Source organism: Exiguobacterium sp. BRG2, from assembly GCF_031844245.1.
GTDB lineage: Bacteria > Bacillota > Bacilli > Exiguobacteriales > Exiguobacteriaceae > Exiguobacterium_A.
Window position 1 is genome coordinate 26,885 of sequence record NZ_JAUZUW010000011.1, and the last position, 14,384, is coordinate 41,268.

14 protein-coding genes are annotated in these 14,384 nt (G+C 51.0%); 7 read left to right on the forward strand and 7 right to left on the reverse strand.

Features of this window, described 5'->3' with window-relative positions; translation table 11 throughout:
- Nucleotides 1-13: 13 nt before the first annotated feature.
- Nucleotides 14-985 carry a 1,2-phenylacetyl-CoA epoxidase subunit PaaA gene (paaA, locus tag Q9R23_RS13295; RefSeq protein ID WP_311247263.1) on the reverse strand — a complete coding sequence of 324 codons (972 nt, stop codon included), beginning with the start codon at nucleotides 983-985 and terminating at the stop codon, nucleotides 14-16.
- A gap of 18 nt (nucleotides 986-1,003) precedes the next feature.
- A complete protein-coding gene (locus tag Q9R23_RS13300) occupies nucleotides 1,004-2,257 on the reverse strand; it encodes a phenylacetate--CoA ligase family protein (protein ID WP_311247312.1) in 1,254 nt (417 codons plus the stop codon).
- Between the two features lie 355 nt (nucleotides 2,258-2,612).
- Between Q9R23_RS13300 and Q9R23_RS13305 the strand changes: the two genes are divergently transcribed.
- From Q9R23_RS13305 to Q9R23_RS13335, 7 genes are all read left to right on the forward strand, one after another.
- Nucleotides 2,613-3,014, forward strand: coding sequence for a thioesterase family protein (locus Q9R23_RS13305; RefSeq protein ID WP_311247264.1), 402 nt, complete (start codon nucleotides 2,613-2,615; stop codon nucleotides 3,012-3,014).
- A gap of 37 nt (nucleotides 3,015-3,051) precedes the next feature.
- A complete protein-coding gene (locus Q9R23_RS13310) occupies nucleotides 3,052-4,194 on the forward strand; it encodes a Glu/Leu/Phe/Val family dehydrogenase (protein ID WP_311247265.1) in 1,143 nt (380 codons plus the stop codon).
- Nucleotides 4,195-4,207: 13 nt separating this feature from the next.
- A complete protein-coding gene (pdhA, locus tag Q9R23_RS13315) occupies nucleotides 4,208-5,257 on the forward strand; it encodes a pyruvate dehydrogenase (acetyl-transferring) E1 component subunit alpha (protein WP_311247266.1) in 1,050 nt (349 codons plus the stop codon).
- Nucleotide 5,258: 1 nt separating this feature from the next.
- Nucleotides 5,259-6,257: an alpha-ketoacid dehydrogenase subunit beta gene (locus tag Q9R23_RS13320; RefSeq protein ID WP_290755813.1), complete on the forward strand. Its 999-nt coding sequence runs from the start codon at nucleotides 5,259-5,261 to the stop codon at nucleotides 6,255-6,257.
- A 13-nt stretch (nucleotides 6,258-6,270) separates the two neighbouring features.
- Nucleotides 6,271-7,488, forward strand: a complete 1,218-nt coding sequence (locus tag Q9R23_RS13325; protein ID WP_290755815.1) for a dihydrolipoamide acetyltransferase family protein — start codon at nucleotides 6,271-6,273, stop codon at nucleotides 7,486-7,488.
- A 1-nt stretch (nucleotide 7,489) separates the two neighbouring features.
- Nucleotides 7,490-8,887, forward strand: coding sequence for a dihydrolipoyl dehydrogenase family protein (locus Q9R23_RS13330; RefSeq protein WP_290755817.1), 1,398 nt, complete (start codon nucleotides 7,490-7,492; stop codon nucleotides 8,885-8,887).
- Between the two features lie 78 nt (nucleotides 8,888-8,965).
- Nucleotides 8,966-9,466, forward strand: coding sequence for a methylated-DNA--[protein]-cysteine S-methyltransferase (locus Q9R23_RS13335; RefSeq protein WP_290755819.1), 501 nt, complete (start codon nucleotides 8,966-8,968; stop codon nucleotides 9,464-9,466).
- A gap of 80 nt (nucleotides 9,467-9,546) precedes the next feature.
- Here Q9R23_RS13335 and Q9R23_RS13340 read toward each other — a convergent pair whose 3' ends face one another.
- Genes Q9R23_RS13340 through Q9R23_RS13360 form a run of 5 tightly spaced genes read right to left on the reverse strand, consistent with a single transcriptional unit; the run spans nucleotide 9,547 to nucleotide 14,368 of the window.
- Nucleotides 9,547-10,551 (reverse strand): aldose epimerase family protein, encoded by a 1,005-nt coding sequence (locus Q9R23_RS13340; protein WP_290755821.1) that lies wholly within the window; start codon nucleotides 10,549-10,551, stop codon nucleotides 9,547-9,549.
- Nucleotides 10,548-12,044, reverse strand: a complete 1,497-nt coding sequence (locus Q9R23_RS13345) for a UDP-glucose--hexose-1-phosphate uridylyltransferase (RefSeq protein ID WP_290755823.1) — start codon at nucleotides 12,042-12,044, stop codon at nucleotides 10,548-10,550. The genes Q9R23_RS13340 and Q9R23_RS13345 overlap by 4 nt, the downstream gene beginning before the upstream one ends.
- Before the next feature lie 30 nt (nucleotides 12,045-12,074).
- Nucleotides 12,075-13,073 carry a UDP-glucose 4-epimerase GalE gene (gene galE / locus Q9R23_RS13350; protein ID WP_290755825.1) on the reverse strand — a complete coding sequence of 333 codons (999 nt, stop codon included), beginning with the start codon at nucleotides 13,071-13,073 and terminating at the stop codon, nucleotides 12,075-12,077.
- Nucleotides 13,074-14,246 (reverse strand): galactokinase, encoded by a 1,173-nt coding sequence (locus Q9R23_RS13355; RefSeq protein WP_290755828.1) that lies wholly within the window; start codon nucleotides 14,244-14,246, stop codon nucleotides 13,074-13,076.
- Entirely contained in the window at nucleotides 14,243-14,368 is a 126-nt protein-coding gene (locus tag Q9R23_RS13360) for a YgdI/YgdR family lipoprotein (RefSeq protein ID WP_290755830.1), read from the reverse strand. Before Q9R23_RS13360 ends, Q9R23_RS13355 begins: the two co-directional genes overlap by 4 nt.
- Between the last annotated feature and the right edge of the window lie 16 nt (nucleotides 14,369-14,384).

The window sequence follows — 14,384 nt, forward strand, 5'->3', positions numbered from 1 at the left end:
GTACCTTCCCCTCTCATGCCTTCGTTTCAGCGAGTGCATCCCGTACCCAAGCATTATTCTCATAAGATGTCCGGCGCAGATCCAGTCGCTCTTTCGAACGCGGTCCTCCACCTTGGATGATTGTCTTGAATTTCGTCCAGTCCGGCTGTGCGTATTCCCATTGCCCTGTCTCTTCATCAAAACGTAACGTCGGGTCTGGAATGACGAGTCCGAGCGAACGAATCCGCGGCACGTACTTTGTAAAGAAGTTTTGCCGGAGCTCTTCATTCGTTTTCGTCCGAATCTTATAAGCAATCGTCACGTCCTGTTTCGATGTCCCGGTCGTCTCTTTCGAGGCTGGTCCAAAGAACATCAACAAGGATTCCCACCACTCATCCAGTGATTCTTGAATCATTTCCCGCTGTTCCGGTGTTCCTTCTGCGAGTGCCATGATGATTGACTCCCCGTGCTGTGCGTGGAAGACTTCCTCTGCACAGATCCGTTGCAAGGCACGCGCGTACGGTCCGTACGAAGCGCCGAGCATGTTCGTCTGCGTGATGATTGCCGCCCCATCGACAAGCCAACCAATCATTCCGGCATCGGCCCATGACCGTGTCGGCATGTGGAAGACGTTGTGGAATTTCAATCGTCCCGTAAATAAATCATCCATCAAATCCCCACGTGTCTTGCCATACGGCTTCATCAAATCCTCGACGACACGAAGTAACAGTTGTCCATGCCCCATCTCATCCTGGACCTTCGCCATGATGCCAAGCTTCCGGCGAAGTGATGGTGCTTTTGGAACCCATTCTTTTTCCGGAAGCGCACCCATGATTTCACTGATACCATGCATCGAAATCAATTTAATTAGCGTGTCCCGGTAAAAATCAGGCATCCAGTCATCGGCTTCGATTTTTTCACCTTGCTCGATTCGTTCCTTGAAGCGTGCTAATTTTTCTTCTTCCGTCAGTTGGACGGGTTCGAACAGTTGTGTTGCATCATACATGCTAGTTCCTCCTTTGAATCAGACGAGTGATGTCGAGCGTCGATCAACGATCCGAACGGCTTTCCCTTCCGATCGTGGTAACCCTTGGTGCGGGTGACAGACGAGATCAATGGAAATGAGGCATTCCGACTTGATGGCGTCACATATCGAACGCATTTGTCGCTCCGAGATGTTTTCGAATTCGATATGTAGCTCAACGGCATCGAGTCCTGCTTTACGCACGAGATGAATTTGATAATGCGGCGTCACGTCCGGCTGTTGGAGTAAGACCCGCTCGATTTCTGACGGGAAGACGTTGACCCCTCGGATAATCAGCATGTCGTCCGTTCGCCCTTTGACACGTGACATCCGTGTTGTCGTCCGACCACAAGCACACGCTTCGTGCGTGATCGATGCTAAGTCACCTGTCCGGTAACGAACTATTGGAAGCGCTTTCTTTTTTAAGCTTGTAAAAACGAGTTCCCCGACCATGCCATCTGGTACCGGTTCCCCCGTAACGGGATCGACGACTTCCGTAATGAATAAGTCATCCATGATATGCAGACCTGCTTGCTCTTGACACTCCATTGCGACACCCGGTCCTATGATTTCGCTGAGTCCATAGATATCGAGTGCCTGCAGATCAAAGGTCTGTTCGAGTGTCTGCCGCATCTCTTCCGACCAGGGCTCGGCCCCAAAGATGCCATAACGCATACTTGTCTTGCGTGGATCGATCCCCCGTTCGATCATGCGTTCTGCCAAGCGTAAAATATACGAAGGTGTCCCACAGATTCCGTCCGGTCGGAAATCCTCGATCAATGTGATTTGGCGATCCGTGTTGCCACCGGAAATCGGTAAGATCGTCATGCCTAGTTTTTCTGCTCCTGCATGAAGCCCGAGACCACCTGTGAACAATCCGTAACCATACGCATTGTGCAGCAAATCAGCTGGTGAACCACCGGCTAAGACTAAACTGCGTGCCACGGCACCGGCCCAGTCATCTAAATCTTCTTGCGTATATCCGACGACGGTCGGTTTACCGCTCGTTCCAGACGAGGCATGAATCCGGGTGACCTGTTCTCGTTCGACGGCAAATAGTCCGAACGGATAATGATCGCGTAAATCTTGTTTACGTGTGAAGGGAAACTTTCGTAGATCCTCGATCGTTTGAAAATCGTTCGCCGTCATCTGTAAGGTCTGCAGACGTTCTTGATAGAACGGGACGCGCGTGACGTGTTCCATCGTTTGGCGCAATCGCTCCATCTGCAACTGCTCCCGCGTTTGAGCATCCATCGTTTCGTGATGTTGATCGTACACATCTGCACCTCCTCATCATGTATACAATAATAAGACGGTCGTTTATTTTTAGTTATATGTTTAACGTACGATACGTTCACAATGTTGTCAATCTTGTTTTGTTAAATGCTCCCAAACGATTCTCACTTTATCACTTCAACGCACCTTACCAGTAAATCAATCGGCTTATAAAGCTATTTTTTCATGACGAGAGTCTTTTTTTGGAAAATATTTCTGAAATGATTTGCTCATTTTGTAACGGATTGATAAAATATCGTGTGACAAGTGTTATACTATTTTTGGTAAGACCACTTGATGGAATGAGGATTCGTTGTAGTGAAGGGGGATCACGATGAAGCCAGGTTTAGCTGTCGGGGATACAGCAGAGATTCAAGCAGTCGTCTCGGAAGATATGTTTGCACGATTCGAAGGTCAGCTCGTTCATCCAGCATACTCCACCGTTTCGATGGTTTATCACATGGAATGGGCAGCACGTCAACTGATCTTGCCTTACCTAGAAGCTGGTGAAGAAGGTGTCGGGGGTGCAGTTTCACTGAAGCATCTTGGTATGGCAGCTGAAGGCGCACGATTGATCGTGACCGCTACAGTAACACGCGTCACAGCACGTCGCGTTGACGCTGACATCGAAGTCCGAGACGGACAAACGATCATCGGTACAGGAGAAGTCACACAATTCATTTTAGAAAAAAGCCGGATTCAAGAAAAATTACAAAATAATGTTCCGACAAAATGAAAGCGCTTACTTATATTTGATAGAGGAGGACTCTACTATGAACATGTTAAACCCATCTACGAATCCAACGCTCTCGATCATGGAAAAAATCGCGGGTCACGAACAAGTCGTCTTTTGCAACGACCCTGTCTCGGGGTTACAAGCCATCATCGCCATTCATGATACGACGCTCGGTCCTGCTCTCGGTGGATGCCGCATGGCGCCTTATGCTTCTGTTGATGAAGCACTTGACGATGTGCTGCGTTTGTCGCGCGGTATGACGTACAAATGCGCTGCCGCTGATGTTGATTTTGGTGGTGGTAAAGCCGTCATCATCGGTGATCCAGCGACGGATAAATCACCAGAGCTTTTCCGTGCCTTCGGTCGCTTCGTCGATTCGCTCGGTGGTCGGTTCTACACGGGAACGGACATGGGCACGACGATGGATGATTTCGTTCATGCTAGTCGGGAGACGTCACGGATCGTCGGCATTCCGGAAGCCTTTGGCGGAAGTGGCGATTCATCGATCCCGACGGCTGAAGGTGTCGTCTATGGACTCCGGGCGACAATCGAGACGTTATTCGGTTCGGACGACTTAAGTCGCGCGACTTATGCGATTCAAGGACTTGGAAAGGTCGGCTTCAAGGTCGCAGAACAACTGTTACTCGCCGGTGCGACGATTTATGTTTCAGACGTCAATGAAGCCGCGCTCGCAGCAATCGTAACTCAAGCCGAAATGGCACCCGGGACAGTTCGCGTCGTCTCGCCTCACGAAATTCATCTGACGGATGCTGATATTTTTGTCCCGTGTGCATACGGTGGTGTCATTCACGCTCAAAACATCGCGCTCTTACCGTGCAAAGCCATCTGTGGTTCGGCGAACAACCAACTCGCGGAAGAACAGCTCGCTCACGTCTTGATGGATCGTGGCATCTTATATGCCCCAGACTATATCGTCAATGGTGGTGGGCTGATCCAAGTGGCAGACGAACTGTATGGAGCAAATCACGAACGGGTTCTCCTAAAAACGCGTCACATCTATGACGCAGTTCTCGAAGTCTTCAAAGAGTCGCAAGCAGAAAACATCACGACGGTCGAAGCGGCGAACCGGATGTGTGAAAAACGGATGCAGATTCGGGCGAAACACAACAACATCTTCACGAACACGACAAAACCAAAATGGGATATCCGTAACCACTGAAGGAGGGACTGACATGGAGCAACATTTTCCGATTCAACGCATTATCGATGAAGAAGGTCGTATCATCGATGCCTCAAAAGAACACGATCTGACAAAAGAGCTTGCCCTCACCCTATATGAACAGATGCACCGGATCCGGACGTTCGACCGGAAGGCGATCAACTTACAACGCCAAGGGCGCCTCGGCACTTATGCACCGTTCGAAGGACAAGAGGCAGCGCAAGTCGGTAGTGCACTCGCGTTGTCCGATCAAGACTGGTTGTTCCCGACGTACCGGGATCACGGCGCAACGTTGACGTTCGGTGCCGACATGGTGCGGACACTCCTCTACTGGAACGGTCGTGTTGAAGGCTGCGTTCCGTCTGAGAAACACATCTTCCCTCCTGCCGTTCCGATTGCGACGCAAATTCCGCATGCCGTCGGCGCCGCGTGGGCGGAAAAACGAAAAGGTACGACGAACGTCGCGGTCGCCTACTTTGGTGACGGGGCGACGTCTGAAGGCGACTTCCACGAAGGGATGAACTTCGCGAGTGTCTTCCAAGCACCAGTCATTCTGTTCAACCAAAACAATCAATTCGCGATTTCTGTTCCGATCGAAAAACAGATGCATTCCGAAACGATCGCACAAAAAGCGATCGCCTACGGGATGCCAAGCGTCCGAATCGATGGGAACGATGCATTTGCCGTCTATTTCACGATGCAAGCAGCCGTTGCGCGTGCCCGTTCTGGCGGTGGACCAACATTGATCGAAGCCGTCACGTGGCGATTTGGTGCCCATACGACAGCAGACGATCCAACGAAATACCGTGATCAAGCCCGCTCGCGTGACCGGGTCGATCCGCTCGATCGACTTGAACAGTTCTTACAACATCAAGGCTACTTTGACGAAACCTGGATGCAACAGCTGCAGGAACGGCACCAGGCAGAAGTCGAAGCGGCAGTAACTGCGATGGAGCAATTCAAGGCACCAGACGTCAATGATCTGTTCGACCATACGTACGCGACCTTACCGGTTGATGTCCAGCAACAAAAAGAAGCGTATCTGCTAGCAAGGGGGAAATGAGATGGCAACACCAATCAATCGTCAAACAGAGATGACACTCGTTCAAGCTGTCACGGATGCCCTGCGGACAAAATTGTCGGAGGATGAGACGACACTCGTTCTTGGAGAAGATGTCGGAAAAAACGGTGGCGTCTTCCGAGCGACGGACGGCTTACAAGAAGAGTTCGGTGAAGACCGGATCGTTGATACACCGCTCAGTGAAGCCGGCATCGTCGGTACATCGATCGGTCTTGCCATCAATGGCTTTAAACCGATCGTCGAGATTCAATTTCTCGGCTTCATCTACCCTGCCTATGAACAAATCATGACCCATGTCTCTCGTATCCGGATGCGAACGATGGGGCGCTATAGTGTGCCGATGGTCATTCGTGCGCCTTATGGTGCCGGCATCCGGGCACCGGAAATCCATTCCGATAGTACGGAGGCGCTCTTTACATCAATGCCCGGTCTCAAGGTCGTCTGTCCGGCGACACCGTACGACGCAAAAGGGTTATTGATTGCTGCGATTGAAGATCCAGATCCCGTGTTGTTCCTCGAGTCGATGCGTAGTTACCGTTTATTCAAGGAAGTCGTACCGAGCGAGTCCTATACCGTCGAGATCGGAAAAGCGCGCTACGTCAGTGAAGGGACGGACGTGACGTTGATCGCTTGGGGGGCAATGGTCCAAGTGGCTCACAAGGCAGCGATGGCTGCACAGGAACGCGGTATTTCTTGCGAAGTCCTCGACTTACGGACGCTCTATCCGCTTGACCGGGACACAATCGCTGCTTCCGTTCAAAAGACCGGTCGTGCCGTCATCGTGCATGAAGCCGCAGCGATGGGTGGTCTCGGGAATGATCTCGTCACGTTGATCAACGATACGGCGTTTCTTTATTTACGGGCACCAATTGCCCGTGTGACAGGTTTTGATGTTCCGGTTCCACTGTTCGCCCTCGAAGACCATTACATTCCGACGCCGGAACGAGTCCTTGCGACGATTCAGCGTACGGTCGAGTTTTAAGGAGCTGAGTCCCATGATCGAAGTCAAGTTACATGATGTCGGGGAAGGTATGACGGAAGGTGAAATCGCCCATTATCTCGTTCAAGTCGGAGACCACGTCACGACCGATCAACCGGTCGTTGAGGTTGCGACCGATAAGATGGTCGCTGAACTACCGGCTCCTGTCTCCGGAATCGTCAAGGAAATCATCATTCCGGTCGGTCAGACGGTGCAAGTCGGTACGACGTTGTTGCACATCGAAGTAAGTAACGCTTCTGAAGTGCCGGTCGCGGTAAAACCTGAAGTGTCGCGCGTATCTGAACCAGCGCCTGTCGCCGTCGCGGCCCCACCTGCTCAAGCATCTCCATCAAAACGGGTCCTTGCGACACCGTACACACGAAAAATTGCTCGTGATCACGGAATTGATATCGAATCTATCACGGCCTCCGATCCATCAGGTCGAGTCTCGGAGGACGATGTGCTTCGCTTCGTCCAGGCTACTACTGCTCCACAAGAGACAGCTACACCGATTATTGAAGAGGTCACATACCAAGAAACATCACCGGAAACGATTCCGTTTCGCGGCATTCGTAAGCAAATCGCGAAAAAGATGACCCAGTCGCTGTACACGATTCCCCATGTCACTCACTTCGAGGAAGTCGACATGACACGTTTGCTCGCATTACGTGCCGAATGGAAAGCAGCTGGACGAAACATTAACGTCAATGCTTTCTTCATCAAAGCCTTGATCGTTGCTTTAAAAGACTACCCCGTCTTCCATGCCAAACTCGATGAAGCGAATGAATGTATTCGATTAGAGCGGGATTTCCACTTTGGCATGGCAACCGAGACACCAGACGGGTTAATGGTTCCTGTCATCCGTCATGCCGATCGGCTCTCACTGACGGAATTGCATGATCAACTGATCTCGTTGCAACAACGTGCTCAAAACGGTGCCTTACGTGCAGCGGACTTAAAGCCAAGTACCTTTACGATGAGCAATGTTGGTCCACTGGGCAGTACGGGGGCTACACCAATCATCAACTATCCGGAAACGGCATTGATTGCCTTCCACAAGACGAAAAAACGAGCCTGTGTCGATGAAGACGATCAAATCGTCGTCCGCTCGATGATGAATTTGTCGATGTCGTTCGATCATCGCGTCGCAGACGGGGCAACGGCTGTTGCCTTTACGAACCGATTCGTGTCACTGATTGAACATCCGACTACCCTACTTTTGGAGTTGATCTAACATGGTTGTTGGCGAACTTACACAAGAACGGGATCTCCTGATCATCGGTGGGGGTCCCGCAGGTTACACGGCAGCGATCCGTGCTGCGCAAGGCGGTCGTAAGGTGACACTGATTGAACAAGCTGAACTCGGTGGACTTTGTTTGAACCGAGGCTGTATCCCGTCCAAGGTTTATGCGCATGCGGCAGAAGAAATGTTACGCTTGCCTCATCTTGAAGACCTTGGATTCACCACCCCTACTGTCCATGACTTCAGTAAACTGAATGCTTACCGCAATCGTGTCGTGCAGCAATTACGTCAAGGTGTCGTCGCCCTCTGTCAGGCGAATCAAATCGAGCATATTTCTGGTGCAGCTTCCTTCCTGTCAGAGGACCGGATCGGCGTCGAGTCGGGACATCAGTTCGATACGTATCGATTCCAAGATGTCATCATCGCGACCGGTAGTCACAGCATCCAGTACGAGGAATCGTGCCGACTGAATGCCGAACAGCTTTATCAACTCGAGCAGTTACCAAACAGCTTATTGATCATTGGCTCCGACACATTAGCACTTGAAGCCGCAGCCTGTTTCCATGCGCTCGGTACAGAGGTGACGTTGTTTGCCGATCAATTGTCGCTTGAACCAAGCCTTGAAAAGGAACTAAAGCGGACATTCAAAAAACAAAAAATCCGTCTCGTGCCGGATGTCGTGACACGGATCGATGCTTCAATGGACGCGACCGTCACGGTCATGAAAAACGGTGAAGAAGTCACCTATCAGGGCACCTATCTATTCCAATCCCTTTCCCGGATTCCGAACAGTTTGACTCTCGGTCTCGAACGGATTGGTGTGACGCTTGCAGAAGACGGGACGATTCCAGTTGACGCAACTGGACGAACGAATCAACCGCATATTTACGCAATCGGTGATGTCACACCAGGTCCACAGCTCGCCATCCGTGCGATTCATGAAGCGAAGCGAACGGCAGCTCACTTGTCCGGTCAAGACGTCGATTCAACGACACCGTATAATCCGACGGTTCTACGGACCTTCCCACCGATCGCTTCGGTCGGGATGACGGAACAAGAAGCGGTCGAAGCTGGACATACTGTTCAGAGCGGACAATTCCCACTGAATGCAAACGGAGCGACGACGATTGAAGGTGGCAGTGGGTTCGTCAAGGTCATTGCTGATGAGCAAACATCACTGATCCTTGGTATTCACATGATCGGGGACGATGCCCATCGTCTCGTCGGACAATTCACCCAAGCACTGGAACTGACAGCGAAACGAGAAGATCTCCTCTTCCCTGTCATGGCCCATCCGAGTCGAAGCGAAGCCTTGACGGAATCAATGGAAGCCTTATTTGGTCAATCGATCCATCTTCCACCGCGGCAACAAGTCGGTTCGCGCGCGTAATCCAAAAGAGGTGCCTCTGCGCCAGAAGCACCTCTTTTGGATTCATCACTTCATTTCGTGTAGAAAGGAAAACATGTCATGGAACTGTACTTCACTCGTTTGCACTGGAATACGCATACGTTTCCGGTCTCTGCTACAGCAGATGGTCTCTGTTATGTTGGCGCTTGGGATGAACCGGAGGAGTTATTCGACGACTGGTCGCGGAAACACTTCCCCCGAGCCGATCGGATTGCTTCTGACACCGCGCTTGCTCTGTATACGGAGCAGCTACTAGCTTATCTAAATCAGCAGTCGACGACACTGTCCTTTCCAATCGCACCAGTCGGTACCCCGTTTCAACTTGAAGTCTGGAATGCTTTACGCGCGGTACCGTACGGTCAAACCGCCACCTACTCCGATATCGCGGAACGTCTCTTCCGCCCGAACGCGACTCGCGCGATTGGCACGGCAATCGGAAAAAATCGATTACTGCTCGCGATCCCGTGTCACCGGATCATTGGCAAAAAAGGCGATCTGCTCGGCTATCATGGTGGACTGAATATGAAGCGGACACTACTCGCGCTCGAGCAACGTCTGTGAATTAAGACTTTTCCTTCCCTGTTCTACCACAAATAAGCCCCGCTTCCCTGTCCAATTGGACACGGGAAGCGGGGCTTATTTCAAGATACTACACTAAAATGATAAGCTGTTTTCCAGTGGTAGGTCTCACCAGGTGATAACAGGATTGATGGAAAATCAGATTCATGGATTGCATTTGGATGCACTTGTGCTTCAAGACATAAACCGAGCGACGGTCGAGCAGGAACACCATGAACTGTATAATCGGTCAGTAGTTGCGTTCCGGTATAGAGCACAACTGTCGGCTGATTCGTCGTGACGTCGACGAAACGACCGGATATCGGATCTGCGAGTCGAAGTGTGTTATCCTGCAACACGAAGGGATGATCGTAGCCATTTCCGACAGCGATCGTCTCGGGATGCTCAAGCGTAATTCCCTTACGAATCGACTGACCGTTCCGGAAATCGAATGGGGTTCCGGATACATCCCGTTGTTCGCCTGTCGGCAAGCCGTCTGGCTGGACCGGTAAGTAACAGTCGCTTGGTAACGTCAAGACATGATCTAACACATCTCGCTTCGCATTTCCAGATAGGTTGAAGTACGTATGATTCGTCAGATTGAGTGGTGTCGTCTGATCCGTCACCGCCGACATCTCAAGTGTCAATGTCGTATCTTTTAGTCGATAAAACACATCGAGTGTGACTGTTCCCGGATAACCTTCTTCTCCGTTTGGACTTTTTAAGCGCAAATGGAATAATGTATCCGTCGCTTCGATGACATCAAACCACGCTTGATCAAATCCGTGAATTCCACCATGCAGATGATTCGCCCCGTCGTTTGCGACGAGCTGATAAACGTCTCCCGCTACTTCGAAACGTGCCTGTCCGATTCGACCAGCGACGCGTCCGACGATTGCCCCGAAGTACGGCGAGTGTTGTTGATAGTCTTTCACCGTCTCTAGACCTAAGACGACGCTTTCCAAATGACCATCCCGATCAATCGTCCGGATGTCCTGGATAATGCCGCCATAGTTCCAGAGTGTCACTTCGATGCCTTCCTGACGTAATGTATGTCGAATCAACTCTTTCTCAAGTAGTCGTGTCATCGTTGTTCCTCCACTGGTTGGCGCGTCACGAGTTGAACGAATCGTCCGAACGCCGCCTGACCTTCCTCTGTCTGTTTAAAGACACCACAGTCCTCGAGACCACGTACGAATTTTGCAGCAACTGCTTGCTCGACGTATATCGTGACATCTTGTCCGACATACGCTTGTTTTAGTTCTTGCGCCCAGTCAGCATGAGCGACAGCTACTTCGTCGACTTCACCTGTGATGAACTGTTCGACCTGTTGCAACTCTTGAAGCAGGCGTGCCGGTAAGACTGCCAGTCCCATCACCTCGATCAAACCGATATTTTCTCGCTTGATGTGGTGAATATCGGCATGCGTATGGAAAATACCGTCCGGATGTTCTGCTGACGTCCGGTTGTTCCGTAAGACGAGATCGAGCTCGAATTGTCCATCACGTTGACGGGCGATCGGCGTCACTGTATTGTGTCGCGTCTCACCAGTATGTGAACGAATCTCTTGACTCTCATCCGTGTACGTCAACCATGTCTCATAGACGGTCGTCGCAGCATTGAGTAATGCCGACGCATCTTTACTCTTCAGACGCAACACACTCAGTGGCCAGTGTAAGGTTTCGCCAGTGACTGTCGGCTGATCCGGGAACGTAAAGGATGTTAAAGTTTTTGCTCGGTCCATCGCAAACGTATAGCGTCCGCCCTGATAATGATCATGCGTCAGAATCGATCCACCGACGATCGGCAGGTCAGCGTTCGAACCAGCGAAGTAATGTGGAAACTGCTCAACGAAGGCAATCAGACGTGCAAACGCATCCCGATTGATGACCATGTCACGATGTTCCTGTGACAAGATGATGCTATGTTCGTTGTAATAGACGTACGGTGAGTATTGTAATGCCCACGGTTCTTCCAGCAGTGTCAGCGGAACGATTCGGTGATTTGCACGGGCCGGATGATTCGCACGACCCGCGTAGCCGACATTTTCGACGCACAACAGACAGGTTGGATAGTTCGACGCCGTCGGTGCTTCCGTCCGAGCTGCCGCGATTTCACGCGGGTCTTTTTCCGGCTTCGATAAGTTGATCGTGACATCGATCGTCCCGTAAACCGTCTCTGCTTGATAACGTTTATTCTTAGCGATCCGTTTCGTTTGGATGTAGTTACTCGCTTGGCTCAGTTGATAGAAGTAATCTGTTGCCGCTACCGGTGATTCAGCGTACAGACGGCGGAATGCCGCCGTCACGTCAGACGGACGGGCAACGAAAATGTCCATCACATCTGCTGCGAACTGCTCTTTGTCTTCAAGATGTGCCGGCAACTGCCCACTTACGATCAACACTTCAATCATGTCGTCCAAAATATCGGGAATTGGGCGAGATGGTACGTCTGCCTGTTCTTCAAAATCGGCTTGACCGATTCGCGCTAGAATCCGGTTCCGGGCGTAGATCGCATCTTCCTGTTCAATCAAGCGTTCCTGGATCGCTTGCGCTACTAACTGTTGGATGAGTTCATTCATCACCGTCACTCTCCTCATTCTGTCTCTCTATTAACGAACGCTCGTCCGGTACCCTTCTGGATGATGTGCATGCCAATTCCAAGCATCACGGATGATCGTTTCGATGTCGGTACGTTGTGGTGTCCAGCCGAGAACTTCTTTTGCTTTGGCAGATCCGGCGATCAAGATACTCGGATCCCCTGCACGACGTTCAATGATCCGTTCTGGAATCGGATGTCCCGTCACGCGACGGGCTGCTTCAATGATTTCCCGAACGGAAAACCCTTGGCTTGAACCAAGGTTAAAGACCGTACTCTCGTTTCCATCAGCCAAATAATCAAGTGCTCGCATATGGGCGTCGATCAAGTCCTCGACATGGATGTAATCACGAATACAGGTACCGTCAGGCGTTGGATAATCATCGCCATAGATCGAAATTTCTGACCGTTGTCGGTTGGCAACTTCGAGGACGAGCGGGATTAGATGGGTTTCCGGCGCATGATCTTCCCCGATTTCTCCTGTTACGCGCGCACCGGCAACGTTGAAGTAACGTAATGCGACATAACGTAAGCCATATGCTTGTTCAGACCATCGCATCATCTTCTCCATCATCAACTTCGTCTCACCATAGGCATTCGTCGGACGCGTTTCTGCTGTTTCGAGAATCGGCATCTGCTCCTGTTCACCGTATGTGGCTGCCGTCGAAGAAAAGACGATCTGTTTGATGTCGTGCGCGATCATCGCTTCGAGCAACACTTGTGTCCCGTAAACGTTGTTATCAAAGTAGCGTAATGGTTCTGTCATCGACTCGCCAACGAGTGAAAAAGCAGCGAAATGGATGACCTGCTCAATCGTCTCTTCCGTAAAGACGCGATCGAGAAAAGCACGATCGCGTATGTCTCCTTCATATAGACGTGCCCGCGGATGAACCGCTTCACGGTGACCGGACTGCAGATGGTCGATGACGACGACATCCTTTCCGGCATCAATCAATTGATAGACAGCATGGGAGCCGATATAACCAGCTCCACCTACGACTAAAGTTGCCATTTAGATGACCTCCCGTTCGATTTCACGTGCTCCGTCACCGACCGTCGCCGTATAGAACGTCGCCGGGTAACCGATCCTTGCTTCATATTGTTCGCCGACAGCTTGTTTGAACGCGTCGACTGCCTCGTCTTCAACGATCGCAATCGCACAGCCACCAAAACCAGCACCTGTCATCCGTGCGCCGAGCACGCCCGGTTGCTCCCAAGCGGCTTCGACGAGTGTATCGAGTTCAATCCCTGTCACTTCATAATCTTCCCGTAACGAGACGTGTGAAGCATTCATCAACTGACCGAACGTCTTCAGTTCTCCCGCTTCGAGTGCCGCTAGTGCTTGAAGTGTTCGTTCATTTTCTGAAATCGCGTGTCGGGCGCGACGCATCAAGATTTCGTCTTCCCATGCGACTTTCGTGAATTCTGATGTCGTCCATTGTCCGAGCGTTTCCCGTGATGTGAACTGATTGAGATAAGCGAGTGCTGCCTCACATTCCGCCCGGCGTTCATTATATTTCGAATCTGCCAGTTCACGGCGTTTGTTCGTATTCATGATGATGATCGTATATCCCGTCAAATCGAGTGGGGCATACGTATAGTCGAGCGTCTCACAATCAAGCAACAATCCCGCTCCCGCTTTCCCCATACCGATCGCAAATTGATCCATGATGCCACTATTGACGCCGATATAACGGTTTTCGACCTGTTGACCAAAGCGGACGAGATCAAGACGTGGAATGTCTAATCCGTATAATCGATCGAGCAAGACTCCGATGACAAGTTCAAGTGAAGCGGATGACGAAAGACCGGCTCCGTTCGGGATGTCACCTTGAATCAAGATGTCGCATCCTGTATTGATCTGGTATCCTGCTTCCTGTAGGACTGAAATCATACCCTTCGCATAGTTCGTCCAACCGTGCGTCGCGTCATACGCCAGTTCTTCGAGTGCGACTTCGATGATGCCGTCCTGCTCAAAATTCAGCGAGTAGAAGCGGAAACGTTGATCGTCTCGTTTTCGCGCAATCGCGTGTGTACCGAACGTTAACGCGCACGGAAAGACGTGACCGCCATTGTAATCCGTATGCTCACCGATTAAATTGATTCGACCTGGGGCAAAAAAGCGATGCGTCGACGGTGAGCCAAACCGCTGTTCAAATTGTGCTTCTAACGTCTGGTTTGTCATACGATCGTCTTACCGTCTTTCGTTTTCGTTTGTTGCTCATCTTCTCCACCACAACCAGCAAGGAATGCGGATAATGTCAGGACAGATGCTGCAGCAACGAGTTTCGTTTTTTTGAATTTCATGTAAGAGCTCCCCTTT